Annotated in this window: 15 protein-coding genes; 4 read left to right on the top strand and 11 right to left on the bottom strand. The window is 52.7% G+C overall.

Translation table 11 applies throughout. The annotated features are described in order from the left end of the window. Positions 1-27: 27 nt before the first annotated feature. From kdgA to zwf, 3 genes are all read right to left on the bottom strand, one after another. Positions 28-669, bottom strand: a complete 642-nt coding sequence (kdgA, locus tag OGY67_RS03450) for a bifunctional 4-hydroxy-2-oxoglutarate aldolase/2-dehydro-3-deoxy-phosphogluconate aldolase (RefSeq protein ID WP_208744183.1) — start codon at positions 667-669, stop codon at positions 28-30. A 34-nt stretch (positions 670-703) separates the two neighbouring features. After that, a complete protein-coding gene (gene edd / locus OGY67_RS03445; protein ID WP_008785050.1) occupies positions 704-2,515 on the bottom strand; it encodes a phosphogluconate dehydratase in 1,812 nt (603 codons plus the stop codon). Positions 2,516-2,748: 233 nt separating this feature from the next. After that, positions 2,749-4,224 (bottom strand): glucose-6-phosphate dehydrogenase, encoded by a 1,476-nt coding sequence (gene zwf, locus OGY67_RS03440; protein ID WP_048216177.1) that lies wholly within the window; start codon positions 4,222-4,224, stop codon positions 2,749-2,751. A 364-nt stretch (positions 4,225-4,588) separates the two neighbouring features. Here zwf and OGY67_RS03435 point away from each other — a divergent pair, with 364 nt between their 5' ends. Next, a complete protein-coding gene (locus tag OGY67_RS03435; RefSeq protein WP_008785051.1) occupies positions 4,589-5,458 on the top strand; it encodes a MurR/RpiR family transcriptional regulator in 870 nt (289 codons plus the stop codon). Between the two features lie 119 nt (positions 5,459-5,577). After that, positions 5,578-7,020: a pyruvate kinase gene (gene pyk / locus OGY67_RS03430; RefSeq protein ID WP_003034890.1), complete on the top strand. Its 1,443-nt coding sequence runs from the start codon at positions 5,578-5,580 to the stop codon at positions 7,018-7,020. 46 nt (positions 7,021-7,066) lie between these two features. Here pyk and lpxM read toward each other — a convergent pair whose 3' ends face one another. From lpxM to znuA, 3 genes are all read right to left on the bottom strand, one after another. Beyond that, positions 7,067-8,038, bottom strand: a complete 972-nt coding sequence (gene lpxM / locus OGY67_RS03425; RefSeq protein ID WP_071446178.1) for a lauroyl-Kdo(2)-lipid IV(A) myristoyltransferase — start codon at positions 8,036-8,038, stop codon at positions 7,067-7,069. A gap of 119 nt (positions 8,039-8,157) precedes the next feature. Next, entirely contained in the window at positions 8,158-9,477 is a 1,320-nt protein-coding gene (mepM, locus tag OGY67_RS03420; RefSeq protein ID WP_003833825.1) for a murein DD-endopeptidase MepM, read from the bottom strand. 15 nt (positions 9,478-9,492) lie between these two features. Continuing rightward, a complete protein-coding gene (gene znuA / locus OGY67_RS03415) occupies positions 9,493-10,437 on the bottom strand; it encodes a zinc ABC transporter substrate-binding protein ZnuA (RefSeq protein WP_048225779.1) in 945 nt (314 codons plus the stop codon). A gap of 78 nt (positions 10,438-10,515) precedes the next feature. Here znuA and znuC point away from each other — a divergent pair, with 78 nt between their 5' ends. Both znuC and znuB read left to right on the top strand, forming a co-directional pair. Further along, positions 10,516-11,271: a zinc ABC transporter ATP-binding protein ZnuC gene (gene znuC, locus OGY67_RS03410; RefSeq protein ID WP_286573467.1), complete on the top strand. Its 756-nt coding sequence runs from the start codon at positions 10,516-10,518 to the stop codon at positions 11,269-11,271. Further along, positions 11,268-12,053 carry a zinc ABC transporter permease subunit ZnuB gene (znuB, locus tag OGY67_RS03405; protein WP_003034874.1) on the top strand — a complete coding sequence of 262 codons (786 nt, stop codon included), beginning with the start codon at positions 11,268-11,270 and terminating at the stop codon, positions 12,051-12,053. The genes znuC and znuB overlap by 4 nt, the downstream gene beginning before the upstream one ends. Before the next feature lie 78 nt (positions 12,054-12,131). Here znuB and ruvB read toward each other — a convergent pair whose 3' ends face one another. The 5 genes from ruvB to nudB form a co-directional block, all read right to left on the bottom strand. Continuing rightward, the gene (gene ruvB / locus OGY67_RS03400) at positions 12,132-13,142 is read right to left on the bottom strand and encodes a Holliday junction branch migration DNA helicase RuvB (RefSeq protein ID WP_003034872.1); all 1,011 of its coding nucleotides are present in this window, start codon (positions 13,140-13,142) and stop codon (positions 12,132-12,134) included. An 8-nt stretch (positions 13,143-13,150) separates the two neighbouring features. Next, positions 13,151-13,762 (bottom strand): Holliday junction branch migration protein RuvA, encoded by a 612-nt coding sequence (ruvA, locus tag OGY67_RS03395; RefSeq protein WP_079934735.1) that lies wholly within the window; start codon positions 13,760-13,762, stop codon positions 13,151-13,153. 80 nt (positions 13,763-13,842) lie between these two features. Then, positions 13,843-14,364: a crossover junction endodeoxyribonuclease RuvC gene (ruvC, locus tag OGY67_RS03390; protein ID WP_003034867.1), complete on the bottom strand. Its 522-nt coding sequence runs from the start codon at positions 14,362-14,364 to the stop codon at positions 13,843-13,845. A gap of 34 nt (positions 14,365-14,398) precedes the next feature. Then, entirely contained in the window at positions 14,399-15,142 is a 744-nt protein-coding gene (locus OGY67_RS03385; RefSeq protein WP_003833836.1) for a YebC/PmpR family DNA-binding transcriptional regulator, read from the bottom strand. 28 nt (positions 15,143-15,170) lie between these two features. Beyond that, positions 15,171-15,614: a dihydroneopterin triphosphate diphosphatase gene (gene nudB, locus OGY67_RS03380; RefSeq protein WP_003034863.1), complete on the bottom strand. Its 444-nt coding sequence runs from the start codon at positions 15,612-15,614 to the stop codon at positions 15,171-15,173. Position 15,615: the final 1 nt, after the last annotated feature.

Raw genomic sequence — 15,615 nt, 5'->3', positions numbered from 1 at the left:
CCGACCTACGGTTTACGCATTAACGGCTTACTGCTTCGCGCCTTCTACTGCTTCACGAGCCAGCTTGGTAACACGATCGTAATCACCCGCTTCCAGCGCATCCGCCGGAACCAACCAGGAACCACCGATGCACAGCACGCTTTTCAGTGCCAGGTAGTCACGGTAGTTCGCCGGAGAGATACCGCCGGTTGGGCAGAAACGCACCTGAGAGAACGGACCCGCAATTGCCTGCAGCGCTTTGGTACCACCATTTGCTTCAGCAGGGAAGAATTTGAACTCTTTCAAACCGTAGTCCATACCCAGCATCAGTTCAGACACGGTGCTGATACCAGGGATCAGCGGAATAGTGCCTTCCGTTGCGGCTTTCAGCAGCGGCTCGGTCAGGCCCGGGCTGATAGCAAACTGCGCACCGGCTTCGGTTACTTCAGCCAGCTGTTGCGGATTCAGTACAGTACCTGCACCAACGATAGCGTCCGGAACTTCTTTTGCGATCGCGCGAATGGCATCCATCGCACATGCGGTACGTAAGGTCACTTCCAGAACGCGCACGCCGCCTGCAACCAGCGCTTTTGCCATCGGCACTGCGTGTTCCAGTTTATTAACCACGATAACCGGTACAACCGGGCCAGTGGTCAGGATTGCTTCTGCACTTGTCTTCCAGTTTTTCATCAGAGTTTTCTCTCGCCTGATTACAAAATAAGTCTTAAAAAGTGATACAGGTTGCGCCCTGTTCCGCACCGGACAGCTTTTCACGCAACGCGCTGAACATTTCACGGCCTGTGCCCACGCGCGATGCGCTGAGGTCAGGAATGTGAGGCTGACGAGAAGCAAGTTCCTCTTCATCAACCAGCAGCGTCAATTCACCTGTCTGTCCATTCACACGAATGATGTCGCCATCGCGTACTTTTGCCAGCAGCCCGCCATCGTAGGCTTCTGGGGTTACATGGATTGCTGAAGGCACTTTACCTGAAGCACCTGAAAGTCGTCCATCGGTAACTAACGCAATTTTGAAACAACGGTCCAATAATACACCAAGTGGCGGCATGAGTTTATGTAATTCTGGCATTCCGTTTGCTTTTGGTCCCTGATGGCGCACAACGACTACGCAATCACGGTCGAGCAGTCCCGCATCGAAGGCCGGCAATACATCATGCTGACTTTCAAAAACAACCGCGGGCGCTTCAATTACCTGATTTTCTACCGGAACCGCCGACGTTTTCATCACAGCACGTCCGAGGTTACCGCTCAGCACTTTGGTACCGCCGTGGTGGGAGAATGGCTGATCGATGGTAGCAATCACATTGCTGTCCAGCGACTTCGCTGCCCCTTCGCGCCAGTCCAGTTCACCATCGTTGAGCCAGGGTTCCATGGTGTAACGAGACAAACCAAACCCGGCAACGGTGTTCACATCTTCATGCAGCAGACCCGCATTCAGCAGTTCGCGCATTAACACCGGCACGCCACCCGCTGCCTGGAAGTGGTTAATATCTGCCGGACCATTCGGATACAGACGCGCCATCAACGGCACGATATCGGACAGATCGGAGAAGTCGTCCCAGTTAATCAGAATCCCGGCTGCGCGCGCCATCGCAACCAGGTGCATTGTATGGTTGGTTGACCCCCCGGTCGCCAGCAGCGCGACAATACCGTTCACCACTACTTTTTCATCGATCATTTTACCGATCGGCATCCATTCATTGCCGTTGCCGGTCAGACGCGTTACCTGACGAGCAGCCGCGGCGGTCAACGCTTCGCGCAGCGGGGCATCCGGGTGTACGAATGAGGACCCTGGCAGTTGCATCCCCATAAACTCCACCACCATCTGGTTGGTGTTTGCCGTGCCATAGAACGTACAGGTCCCCGGTGCGTGATAAGACGCCGCTTCGGATTCAAGCAGCGCCATGCGATCGACTTTGCCTTCAGCATACAGCTGACGGATACGCACTTTTTCTTTGTTCGCCAGACCGCTCGCCATCGGGCCGGAGGGAATAAAGATCGAAGGCAGATGACCAAATGACAGTGCCGCCATCACCAGACCCGGGACAATTTTGTCGCACACGCCAAGGAATAACGCGCCGTCGAACATATTGTGTGATAGGCCGACAGCAGCCGACATCGCAATCACTTCGCGACTCAGTAACGAAAGCTCCATCCCATCCTGTCCCTGGGTCACACCGTCGCACATCGCAGGAACACCGCCAGCGACCTGGCCTACCGCATTGGCTTCATGCAGCGCTTTACGAATGATGTCGGGATAATGTTCGTACGGCTGATGCGCGGAAAGCATGTCGTTATAGGAAGTAATGATCGCGATATTGTTACGCAGCATGCTTTTCAGCGAGGCCTTGTCATCCGGCTGGCAGGCAGCAAAACCATGCGCCAGGTTACCGCACGCCAGTTGTGAACGATGAACGGTAGTCGATTTCGCTTGTTCAATACGGGCAAGGTAGGCGGAACGCGTGTCGCGAGAACGTTCGACAATTCGTTTTGTTACGCGTAACAAATTCGGATTCATAGAGGCTCCTAAAATTTATCTGTCAGAGCGTTGGATCAACAATGTGTTTCAGTTGGGTTAAAAGCAGCTGAATCGCTTGTTAGCCGTAGCTCAGGGGCAAAATCGTTTCAGGCAGTGTAATAAAAAAAGCCCCGCGGGTGAATCCACGCGGAGCTTAAAAGTGCAAAAATTATTCTACAATCTGTGTTAGATCATGTTACCGGTAAAATAACACCTATGGGCTAGATGATATTTTACTCGAATTCGTTCCATGAACGACCATCACGGGTAATCATGGCCACAGAGGCAACCGGTCCCCAGGTGCCGGCCTGATACGGCTTCGGTGCGTCGTTGTCCATTGCCCAGGCTTCGGTAATAGAATCGACCCACTTCCATGCTTCTTCAACTTCATCTCGACGCACAAACAGCGCCTGAATGCCGCGCATAGTTTCAAGCAGCAGGCGCTCATAAGCGTCGGCCAGATGCGTTTGGTTGAAGGTTTCGGAGTAGCTCAGGTCAAGTTTGGTAATTTGCAGGTTATGCTTGTGATCCAGTCCCGGCACTTTGTTCAGTACCTGGATATCGACACCTTCATCAGGCTGCAAACGGATAGTCAGCTTGTTCTGCGGCAGGTCCTGCCAGGATTCTCTGAACAGGTTCAGCTCAGGCGTTTTGAAGTAAACCACCACTTCAGAGCACTTGGTCGGTAAACGCTTACCGGTACGCAGGTAGAACGGTACCCCCGCCCAGCGCCAGTTATCGATATCCACACGGATCGCCACAAACGTTTCCGTGTTGCTGCTCTTGTTCGCGCCTTCTTCTTCCAGGTATCCCGGAACTTTTTTGCCCTGGGCAAAACCGGCGGTGTACTGACCACGAACTGTCTTTTCACGTACGTTCGAACGATCGATACGACGCAGTGATTTCAGTACTTTCACTTTTTCATCACGGATGCTGTCTGCGCTCAGATCGGACGGCGGAGACATCGCGATCATGCACAGGATCTGCAGCAGGTGGTTCTGGATCATGTCGCGCATTTGACCGGCCTGGTCAAAGTAGCCCCAGCGCCCTTCAATGCCCACTTCTTCCGCCACGGTAATTTCTACGTGGTCAATAGTGCGGTTATCCCAGTTATTCACAAACAGGGAGTTGGCAAAACGCAGTGCCAACAGGTTCAGTACCGTCTCTTTGCCGAGATAGTGGTCGATGCGGTAAACCTGGCACTCTTCGAAATACTCGCCAACCTGATCGTTGATTTCACGAGATGTTGCCAGTGACGTGCCCAGCGGTTTTTCCATCACCACGCGGGCAGGCTTAGCATTCAGCTTTGCTTCACCCAGACCTTTGCAGATCGCGCCAAAGGTGCTTGGCGGCATTGCGAAATAGTTGATGGTGGTACGCGATTTTTGATCCAGCATTTTGCCCAGACGCTTAAACGCGGCGGTGTCGTTGACGTCCAGGTTACAAAACTCAAGACGACCGCTGAGGGTTTCCCACAACCTTTCATCAATTTTTTCTTTCATGAAGGTTTCGAGCGCTTCGCGCACAACCTTGGTATAGGCTGCTTTGTCCCAGTCGGCACGCCCAACCCCAATGATGCGGGTATCCGGGTTAATCTGGCCGGCCTTTTCCAGTTGATACAGGGAAGGCAGCAATTTCCGTCGCGCCAGGTCGCCCTTCGCGCCGAAAATGACCAGATCACATGCCTGGGCTGTTTGCGTTACCGCCATGTCATTCTCCTCAATTAAGTGCCTGGTGCTTTTGCCAGACACTGGTTGTAATTTTATTACAGTGCACTGTACTGCTTTTACGTGAATCCGGAAACCGTAAACGCTTATCCAGCCGTGCTGTTACCGCGAACAGCCGCTTTATTGGCGTATAACCCATCAAAATGGATAAAAAAGTCGTCTTTTTCGTACCCATGAAGAAGTATGAAAATCCGACTCCGATCATGTAATGAAAAAAAACAACAACTATTTTGTCCATTTTGCCCCGTTGCTGCACTAGCAGGGGTACTATCTACCAGAGTTACCACTCGATTTCCCCTTATCGTTGAAATCGTTTTTGCCCATGACCCATGAGCCTACCTACATCATGAATATGCTGGAAAAAATCCAGTTAAAACTGGAACATTTGAGCAAGTCAGAGCGTAAAGTCGCCGACATTATTCTTGCCTCTCCCGAGCAGGCAATTCACTCAAGCATCGCTGCGCTTGCTGTAGAAGCCAACGTCAGCGAACCGACGGTGAACCGTTTCTGTCGTAGCATGGATACGCGTGGCTTCCCTGATTTTAAACTGCATCTGGCACAAAGTCTGGCAAATGGTACCCCTTATGTTAATCGCAATGTGGATGAGGATGACAGCGTAGAATCTTATACGGGGAAAATCTTCGAATCGGCGATGGCAAGCCTTGACCACGTTCGTCAGTCGCTGGATAACGCGGCGGTAAACCGGGCGGTAGATTTGTTAACCCAGGCAAAGAAAATCGCCTTCTTTGGTTTAGGTTCTTCCGCCGCGGTAGCGCACGACGCGATGAACAAATTTTTCCGCTTTAACGTACCGGTAATCTATTCCGACGACATTGTCCTGCAACGTATGAGTTGTATGAATTGTAGCGACGACGACGTCATTGTGCTTATTTCTCATACTGGAAGAACCAAAAGTCTGGTTGAACTGGCGCAGTTAGCAAGGGAAAACGACGCTATGGTTATCGCCCTCACCTCTCCCGGCACGCCACTGGCGCGTGAAGCCACGCTGGCTATTACCCTCGATGTACCGGAAGATACTGACATTTATATGCCCATGGTCTCTCGACTTGCTCAACTGACCGTGATAGATGTGCTGGCTACAGGATTTACTTTGCGCCGAGGGGCAAAATTTAGAGATAACTTGAAGCGTGTCAAGGAAGCGCTCAAGGAATCGCGTTTTGATAAAGAATTACTCATCAAGAGTGATGACCGCTAAAAGCAATAACAATGTTCTACCCTTTTATCATCCGGGTCGTTCATTTTAACGTTAATATTTGAGAACGGCCGGATTAATGTTCACGCAACACCTAGTTGTTTCAGTCAACGGAGTATTACATGTCCAGAAGGCTTCGCAGAACCAAAATCGTTACCACGTTAGGCCCGGCAACCGACCGCGATAACAACCTTGAGAAGATTATCGCCGCGGGTGCGAACGTCGTACGTATGAACTTTTCCCACGGCTCTCCAGAAGATCACAAACTGCGGGCGGATAAGGTCCGTGAAATTGCCGCAAAACTGGGACGTCATGTAGCTATTTTGGGTGACCTGCAGGGACCTAAAATCCGCGTATCTACCTTTAAAGAAGGTAAAGTTTTTCTTAATGTTGGCGACAAGTTCCTGTTAGACGCCAACCTCGGTAAAGGCGAAGGCGACAAAGAAAAAGTCGGCATTGATTATAAGGGACTGCCTGCAGACGTCGTGCCTGGCGATATCCTGCTGCTCGACGACGGTCGCGTACAGCTTAAAGTGCTGGAAGTTCAGGGCATGAAAGTCTTCACCGAAGTCACTGTCGGTGGCCCGCTGTCCAATAACAAGGGCATCAACAAACTGGGCGGCGGTCTCTCTGCTGAAGCCCTGACCGAAAAAGACAAAGCCGACATCATTACCGCAGCGCAAATCAGCGTTGACTATTTGGCTGTCTCCTTCCCGCGCTGCGGCGAAGATCTAAACTATGCCCGCCGTCTGGCGCGCGACGCCGGTTGCGATGCGAAAATTGTCGCCAAGGTAGAACGTGCAGAAGCCGTCTGCGACCAGAATGCGATGGATGACATCATCCTGGCTTCTGACGTAGTGATGGTAGCCCGTGGCGACCTGGGCGTTGAAATCGGTGACCCTGAGCTGGTAGGTATTCAGAAAGCGTTGATTCGCCGTGCGCGTCAGCTGAACCGTGCGGTCATCACCGCCACACAGATGATGGAGTCGATGATCACCAACCCAATGCCGACTCGTGCGGAAGTGATGGACGTTGCTAACGCCGTCCTCGACGGCACCGATGCCGTAATGCTCTCTGCCGAAACAGCAGCAGGTCAGTACCCGGCGGAAACCGTCGCGGCAATGGCGCGCGTTTGCCTGGGTGCAGAGAAGATCCCAAGCATCAACGTCTCTAAACACCGCCTTGACGTGCAGTTTGATAACGTTGAAGAAGCGATTGCGATGTCAGCGATGTACGCTGCTAACCACCTGAAAGGGGTCACTGCTATCATCGCTATGACGGAGTCCGGTCGTACTGCGCTGATGACTTCTCGTATCAGTTCCGGTCTGCCAATTTTCGCGATGTCTCGTCATGAACGTACGCTGAATCTGACCTCTCTGTATCGCGGTGTCACCCCGGTTCACTTTGACAGCGAAACAGATGGCGTCGTTGCCGCCAATGAAGCAGTGAACCTGCTGCGCGATAAAGGCTATCTGGTTTCCGGCGATCTGGTGATCGTGACACAGGGCGATGTGATGAGCACTATTGGCTCAACTAACACCACGCGTATCCTGACCGTCGAGTAACACCAGCGTTTGATGTAAAAAAGCCTCTCGTTTGAGAGGCTTTTTTTTATTTCTTCGGATAGAGATCTTTGCGCTTATAGGGCTCAATCTCGCCGGGTTTACGCGTCTTAAGCAGTTTCAGTATCCAGGTGTATTGTTCGACATGAGGCGTGACAAAAATTTCCACCTCTTCGTTCATTCGTCTGGCAATGGTGTGGTCATCCGCTGTCAGGATGTCATCCATCGGAGGACGGACCTTTATCGTCAGGCGGTGAGTTTTACCGTCATACACCGGAAACAGCGGCACTACTCGCGCGTGGCAGACCTTCATCAAGCGACCAATTGCCGGTAACGTTGCTTTATAGGTAGCAAAAAAATCGACAAACTCGCTGTGCTCAGGCCCATGGTCCTGATCCGGCAGGTAGTATCCCCAATATCCCTGACGTACAGACTGAATAAACGGTTTGATGCCATCATTACGCGCATGTAATCGACCTCCGAAACGACGGCGTACCGTGTTCCAGACGTAATCAAATACCGGGTTTCCCTGATTGTGGAACATTGCTGCCATTTTCTGTCCCTGGGAAGCCATCAGCATCGCCGGGATATCTACGCCCCAGCCATGAGGAACGAGAAAAATCACTTTTTCATCGTTGCGGCGCATCTCTTCGATGATTTCAAGGCCCTGCCAGTCAACCCGATTCTGAATTTTCTCCGGCCCGCGCAGGGCGAGTTCCGCCATCATGACCATCGCCTGAGGGGCGGTCGCGAACATCTCATCGACAATGGCTTCGCGCTCAGCTTCGCTGCGTTCAGGAAAACAAAGGGATAAATTGATCAGCGCTCTGCGACGTGAGCTTTTTCCCAAGCGTCCAACCATCCGTCCGAGCTTTGCCAGAATAGGATCGCGAAATGACGCTGGCGTTAACGCAATCCCAGCTATCGCCGCTACACCCAGCCAGGCGCCCCAGTAGCGCGGGTGGCGAAATGATTTATCAAACTCAGGGATATACTCAATATTCTTTTTTTTCGTTTCCATGCTCTTCCAGTGTCTGGTGCCGCGAAAAGTAAATCTGCTGATAGTGTAGCGGCGCACCGTGCGCCGTACAAAATAAAAAAGCCGGCACGCATCGCGTACCGGCTTTATCAGTGTGCTAATTAATCAAAACGTAGCTGAGGCATAACTTCTTTCACCTGCGCCAGATAATCGGTGCGATCCGAGCCGGTCAGACCTTCTGTACGCGGCAGTTTCGCCGTCAGAGGGTTCACGGCCTGCTGGTTGATCCACACTTCGTAGTGCAGATGCGGACCTGTTGAACGCCCGGTGTTACCTGACAGCGCGATACGATCGCCACGTTTCACTTTTTGACCTGGTTTCACCAACAGCTTACGCAGGTGCATATAACGGGTGGTGTAGGTGCGACCATGACGTACCGCAACATAGTATCCGGCAGCGCCGCTACGCTTCGCTACAACCACTTCACCATCGCCTACCGACAGTACCGGCGTCCCCTGCGGCATCGCAAAGTCGACACCTTTGTGTGGCGCTACGCGTCCAGTCACCGGATTCAGGCGACGCGGGTTAAAGTTCGAGGAGATGCGGAACTGTTTCGCCGTCGGGAAACGCATGAAGCCTTTCGCCAGCCCGGTACCGTTACGGTCATAGAACTTACCGTCTTCAGCTCGGATGGCGTAATAGTCTTTGCCTTCAGAACGTAAACGCACGCCCAGCAGCTGGCTTTGCTCGCGCTTACCGTCCAGCATTTCGCGAGACATCAGCACTGAGAACTCATCGCCTTTTTTCAGTTTGCGGAAATCCATCTGCCACTGCATGGCCTTAATCACCGCGCTGATTTCAGAGCTGGTCAGTCCGGCCTCTTTGGCGCTGGCGACAAAGCTTCCGCCCACCGTGCCTTTGATACGGCTGTTAACCCAATCGCCCTGCTGCATTTCGCTGCTCATTTTGAAACCTGTCGCAGTGCGATCGTAAGTGCGGGTTTCACGGCGGGACACTTCCCAGGTCAGACGCTGCAGGTCACCTTCCGCGCTTAAGGTCCAGGATAACTGCTGACCAATTTTCAGATTGCGTAGTTCTTTATCGGAAGCAGCGAGCTGACTGATGTCGCCCATATCGATGCCGTACTGATTCAGAATACTGCTCAGCGTATCGCCTGTGGAGACGACATACTCATGCACGCCGGCTTCACCAGACGTTTTGTCATCCAGTTCATCCTGCGGAATGGCTTCGTCTTCCTGCGCGGCCTGATCGATAGGTTCACTGGCCTCAGGCAACAGTGAACGAATCTCGCTTTTTTCCAGCTCGATAGTTTTAACGATGGGTGCAGAATCGGGATGGTAAACATAAGGCCGCCAGACGGCGACGGCCAATGTCAGTACGGTAAGCGACCCCAGCATAACGCGATGGGGTCGCGGCAGATTATTAAATGCCAGAGCGACAGAGCGGGCTATCTGTTGCACGTATTCACTTCCTCATTAATCTCCTTTCAGGCAGCTCGCATACTGGTTGGCTAATTGGTTCAAAAACGCTGAATAGCTTGTTTTACCCAGTTTGATATTCGTTCCGAGCGGATCCAACGTTCCCATTCGAACGGATGTCCCTCTCGCGACGGCTTCAACGACCGCTGGCCTGAACTGTGGCTCAGCAAAAACGCAGGTTGCTTTTTGCTCAACCAACTGTGTTCTTATTTCATGTAAACGCTGCGCACCAGGTTGAATCTCAGGGTTCACGGTAAAGTGACCAAGCGGAGTTAGTCCGTAGTGTTTTTCGTAGTAGCCATAGGCGTCATGAAAAACGAAATAACCTTTTCCCTTGAGCGGTGCGAGCTCGTTACCTACCTGCTTATCGGTTGCGGCTAATTGTGCCTCAAAATCCTTCAGGTTGGCGTCAAGTTTGGCTCGACTTTGCGGCATAAGTTCCACTAATTTTTCATGGATTGCAACCGCTGAGGCCCGCGCTATCTCTGGGGAAAGCCAAAGATGCATGTTGTAATCGCCATGATGGTGATGCTCGTCACTTTTTTCACCGCCAGCATCATTGTGTCCATGATCGTCATCGTCGTCATCGGCACCTTTCATGAGTAACGGTTTCACGTCATTGAGCTGCGCAATCGTTACCTGTTTCGCGTTAGGAATATTCTTGACTGACTTTTCCATAAACGCTTCCATCTCAGGTCCAATCCAAACAACTAAGTCCGCGCCCTGTAAGCGTTTTACGTCTGATGGACGCAGTGAATAGTCATGTTCGGAAGCCCCGTCAGGCAGGAGAACCTCAGTGTCTGTTACCCCGTCTGCAATGGCTGAAGCAATAAACCCCAGCGGCTTGAGCGAGGCCACCACAGCGGCATTTGCTGCCTGTGTTGCACTACCCCAAAGAGCAGCGGATAATGCTGCGAAAAGAAGCGTATTTTTATGTAACATAATGCGACCAATCATCGTAATGAATGTAAGAAATGTGATATTATAACATTCTATAACTTCTGCAAGACTAAAATTGATATGACGACTTTGGTTTCACTGGAAAATGTCTCGGTCTCTTATGGTCAACGCCGCGTCCTGTCTGACGTATCGCTTGAACTTCGACCCGGTAAAATTTTAACGCTTCTCGGCCCAAATGGTGCCGGGAAGTCTACGCTGGTGCGCGTTGTATTAGGGCTGGTAGCGGCTGATGAGGGAGTAATCAAGCGTAATGGTCAATTGCGGATTGGCTATGTACCGCAAAAACTGTACCTCGATACTACGCTGCCACTGACGGTAAGTCGGTTTATGCGCTTACGTCCCGGCACCAAAAAAGAGGATATCCTTCCGGCACTGAAGCGCGTTCAGGCCGGGCATCTGATGGATGCGCCGATGCAAAAGCTCTCTGGCGGGGAAACGCAACGCGTCCTGTTGGCCTGTGCTTTATTGAATAAACCTCAGCTACTGGTGCTCGATGAACCAACCCAGGGCGTGGATGTCAATGGGCAGGTCGCACTGTACGACCTTATAGACCAGTTGCGACGTGAACTGGATTGCGCCGTACTGATGGTTTCCCATGACCTGCATCTGGTGATGGCCAAAACCGATGAGGTACTGTGCCTGAACCATCATATTTGCTGTTCCGGTGCGCCGGAAGTGGTTTCTATGCACCCGGAATTCATCTCAATGTTCGGGCAACGCGGCGCCGAACAACTCGGAATTTACCGTCATAATCACAATCACCGCCACGATTTACAGGGTCGTATCGTCTTACGCCGGGGAAATGGTCACTCATGATTGAATTGTTATTACCCGGTTGGTTAGCCGGGATCATGCTGGCCTGTGCCGCTGGCCCACTCGGCTCGTTTGTAGTCTGGCGTCGAATGTCTTATTTCGGTGATACGCTGGCCCACGCTTCGCTGCTGGGAGTCGCCTTTGGCCTGCTGCTGGATGTAAACCCTTTCTATGCGGTTATCGCCGTCACCCTGTTGCTGGCTGGCGGTCTGGTATGGCTGGAGAAGCGCCCTCACCTTGCGATCGATACCTTGCTGGGTATTATGGCGCACAGCGCGTTGTCATTGGGGCTGGTTGTTGTCAGCCTGATGTCCAACATCCGTGTGGATCTGATGGCTTACCTGTTTGGTGATTTGCTCGCCGTGACGCCAGAAGATCTTATCTCCATCGCCATCGGCGTGGTTATTGTTCTGGCGATTCTGTTCTGGCAGTGGCGTAACCTGCTGTCGATGACCATCAGTCCGGATCTGGCATTTGTCGATGGCGTGAAGCTGCAACGCGTGAAGCTGCTGCTGATGCTGGTTACGGCGTTAACGATTGGCGTGGCGATGAAGTTTGTCGGGGCGCTGATTATCACCTCACTGCTTATCATCCCTGCGGCGACCGCCCGTCGCTTTGCCCGTACGCCGGAGCAGATGGCTGGGGTTGCCGTTGGAGTGGGAATGATAGCGGTTACAGGCGGGCTGACCTTCTCGGCCTTCTATGACACCCCGGCAGGTCCTTCCGTGGTGCTGTGCGCCGCGCTGCTGTTTATTTTCAGCATGATGAAAAAGCAAGCGAGCTAAGCATGCGTTGCCCGGTGGCGCTGCGCTTACCGGGCCTACAAAATCGCCCAGGCCTGATGAGCGTCGCGACATCAGGCATTAAGGCATCTGTGGCGGTGTAATGCCAAAATGGTTCCAGGCGCGCACGGTTGCCATACGTCCACGCGGCGTACGTTGTAGAAAACCTTGCTGAATCAGATACGGCTCCAGCACGTCCTCAATGGTTTCACGCTCTTCCCCAATCGCCGCTGCCAGGTTATCCAGTCCTACCGGTCCGCCAAAGAATTTATCGATAACCGCCAGCAGCAGCTTACGGTCCATATAATCGAATCCTTCCGCATCCACATTGAGCATATCCAGCGCCTGGGCGGCAATATCAGCCGAAATCGTGCCGTCATGCTTCACTTCAGCGAAATCGCGTACCCGGCGTAATAAACGGTTGGCGATACGCGGCGTACCGCGGGCGCGGCGTGCCACTTCCAGCGCGCCTTCATCGCTCATTTCCAGGCCCATAAAACGCGCACTGCGCCCAACAATGTGCTGCAGGTCTGCCACCTGATAGAACTCCAGGCGCTGCACAATACCAAAACGGTCACGCAGCGGAGACGTTAACGACCCGGCGCGCGTCGTCGCCCCGATTAGCGTGAACGGCGGCAGATCGATCTTAATCGAACGGGCAGCCGGCCCTTCACCAATCATGATATCCAGCTGATAATCTTCCATCGCCGGATACAGCACCTCTTCCACCACCGGTGACAGACGATGAATTTCATCGATAAACAGCACATCGTGAGGTTCAAGGTTGGTAAGCATCGCCGCCAGGTCACCCGCTTTTTCCAGTACCGGACCGGACGTGGTACGCAGATTAACGCCCATTTCATTGGCGACAATATTGGCAAGCGTAGTTTTACCAAGACCAGGAGGACCGAAAATCAGCAGGTGATCGAGAGCATCACCGCGCAGCTTCGCCGCCTGGATAAAAATCTCCATTTGCGAACGAACCTGAGGCTGGCCAATATACTCTTCCAGCAATTTTGGGCGAATCGCACGATCCACCAGATCTTCAGGGGTAGTGCTGACAGCCGAAATCAGGCGATCTGCTTCAATCATCCGTTACCTCACAATGCCGCGCGAAGCGCTTCACGAATCAGGGTTTCACTGCTGGCATCAGGGCGGGCAATTTTGCTCACCATGCGGCTGGCTTCCTGTGGTTTATAGCCCAACGCCACCAGCGCAGCAACCGCTTCCTGCTCGGCGTCGTCCGTTGTCGGGCTTGCCGGAGACGTCAGGACCAGATCCGCTGCAGGTGTAAAGAGATCACCATGCAAACCTTTAAAGCGGTCTTTCATTTCTACAATCAGGCGTTCTGCGGTTTTCTTACCAATACCCGGTAATTTCACCAGCGCGCCCAGCTCTTCGCGCTCAACGGCATTAACGAACTGCTGAGCAGACATACCGGAGAGGATCGCCAGCGCCAGCTTCGGCCCCACGCCATTGGTTTTGATTAACTCTTTAAACAGCGTGCGCTCTTGCTTGTTGTTAAAGCCATACAATAGCTGAGCATCTTCTCGCACCACAAAATGGGTGAACATAATCGCTTCTTGCCCGGCTTCCGGCAACTCGTAGAAACAGGTCATCGGCATATGCACTTCATAGCCTACCCCGCCCGTTTCCAGAAGGACCAGCGGGGGTTGTTTTTCAAGAATGATGCCTCTGAGTCTGCCTATCACGTGACGCTCCTGCGTTAAGGGCTAAAAGGTAATGCGCTATCATAAAAAAAGGCTGGATAGATATCCAGCCTCATTTGTCACTAACGTAACCGACCTCGCGCCAAATTCAGCCTCGACTCGCTCATTTGCATGGCGTTCTGACTGACATGGCAGTGGGTAATGGCAATCGCCAGCGCATCCGCGGCATCCGCTTGCGGATTCGCCGGGAGTTTTAGCAGCGTGCGTACCATATGCTGGACCTGGCTTTTTTCCGCGCTACCGATCCCCACCACGGTCTGTTTTACCTGGCGGGCCGCGTATTCAAAGACCGGTAGATCCTGATTGGTCGCCGCAACGATTGCCACGCCGCGAGCCTGTCCCAGCTTTAGCGCCGAGTCGGCGTTCTTCGCCATAAAAACCTGCTCAATGGCAAAATAGTCCGGCTGAAACTGGGTGATGATTTCCGTCACGCCCGCGTAAATCAACTTCAGACGTGACGGGAGATCGTCGACTTTGGTGCGAATGCAGCCGCTGCCGAGGTAGGTCAGTTGCCTGCCGACCTGACGAATAACGCCATAACCGGTGATGCGAGACCCCGGGTCAATGCCGAGAATAATAGACATCACGCATCTCCTGTTATTTTATGGCTTAACCACATCATTCTAAGGTGGCAGCAACCTCATCGGAGATTTCACCGTTGTGGTAAACTTCCTGCACGTCGTCGCAGTCTTCCAGCATATCGATCAGACGCATCAGCTTCGGCGCTGTTTCTGCATCCATATCCGCTTTGGTGGATGGGATCATAGACACTTCAGCTGCGTCCGCTTTCAGACCAGCCGCTTCCAGCGCGTCACGCACTTTGCCCATCTCTTCCCACGCGGTGTAAACGTCAATTGCGCCGTCGTCGAAGGTCACAACGTCTTCAGCACCTGCTTCCAGCGCCGCTTCCATGATGGCGTCTTCGTCGCCCTGTTCAAAGGAGATCACGCCTTTTTTGCTGAACAGGTAAGCCACGGAACCGTCGGTACCGAGGTTACCACCCGTTTTCGTGAACGCGTGACGCACTTCCGCAACGGTACGGTTACGGTTGTCAGACAGACATTCAATCATAACGGCTGTACCGCCAGGACCGTAACCTTCATAGATGATGGTTTCCATGTTGGAATCTTCATCACCACCCACACCGCGCGCGATTGCACGGTTCAGGGTGTCACGGGTCATGTTGTTAGCCAGCGCTTTATCAACCGCTGCACGCAGACGCGGGTTAGCATCCGGATCGCCGCCGCCCAGTTTAGCCGCCGTCACCAGCTCACGTATTATTTTGGTGAAAATTTTACCGCGTTTAGCATCCTGCGCTGCTTTACGGTGTCTGGTGTTGGCCCATTTACTATGACCTGCCATAAATAATATCTCCAAAAAGCGCGCCTTTTCAGGCGACGTTAATTACAAACTCTTCAATCGCCTGCCGGTTACTCCACGACTTGGTTAATTGGGCGGCTTCAACCGCATTAACCCAACGATAGGTCAGATGTTCGGTGAACACGATCTCTCGTTCTGAGGGAAGTGCCAGGCAAAACCAGGATTCAGTATTACGTTCAATTCCCGGTGCATAGCGATGACGTAAATGGCTAAAAATCTCAAACTCCACCGTGCGCTGACAGTCAATTAAGGTCAGTTGCTCAGATGCAACATCAATGGCGACCTCTTCCTTTACTTCGCGCATAGCGGCTTGCGACGCGGTTTCACCTTCTTCAAGGCTGCCGGTGACCGACTGCCAGAAATCAGGATCGTCGCGTCGCTGTAACATCAGCACTCTCCCGGTGTCCTTTGCATAAATCACGACTAACACCGAGACAGGCTGTTTATATGTCATA

The organism is Citrobacter sp. Cpo015 (assembly GCF_030333035.1).
Classification (GTDB): Bacteria; Pseudomonadota; Gammaproteobacteria; order Enterobacterales; family Enterobacteriaceae; genus Citrobacter; species Citrobacter portucalensis.
This window is presented reverse-complemented; position numbering and strand designations above follow the sequence as displayed.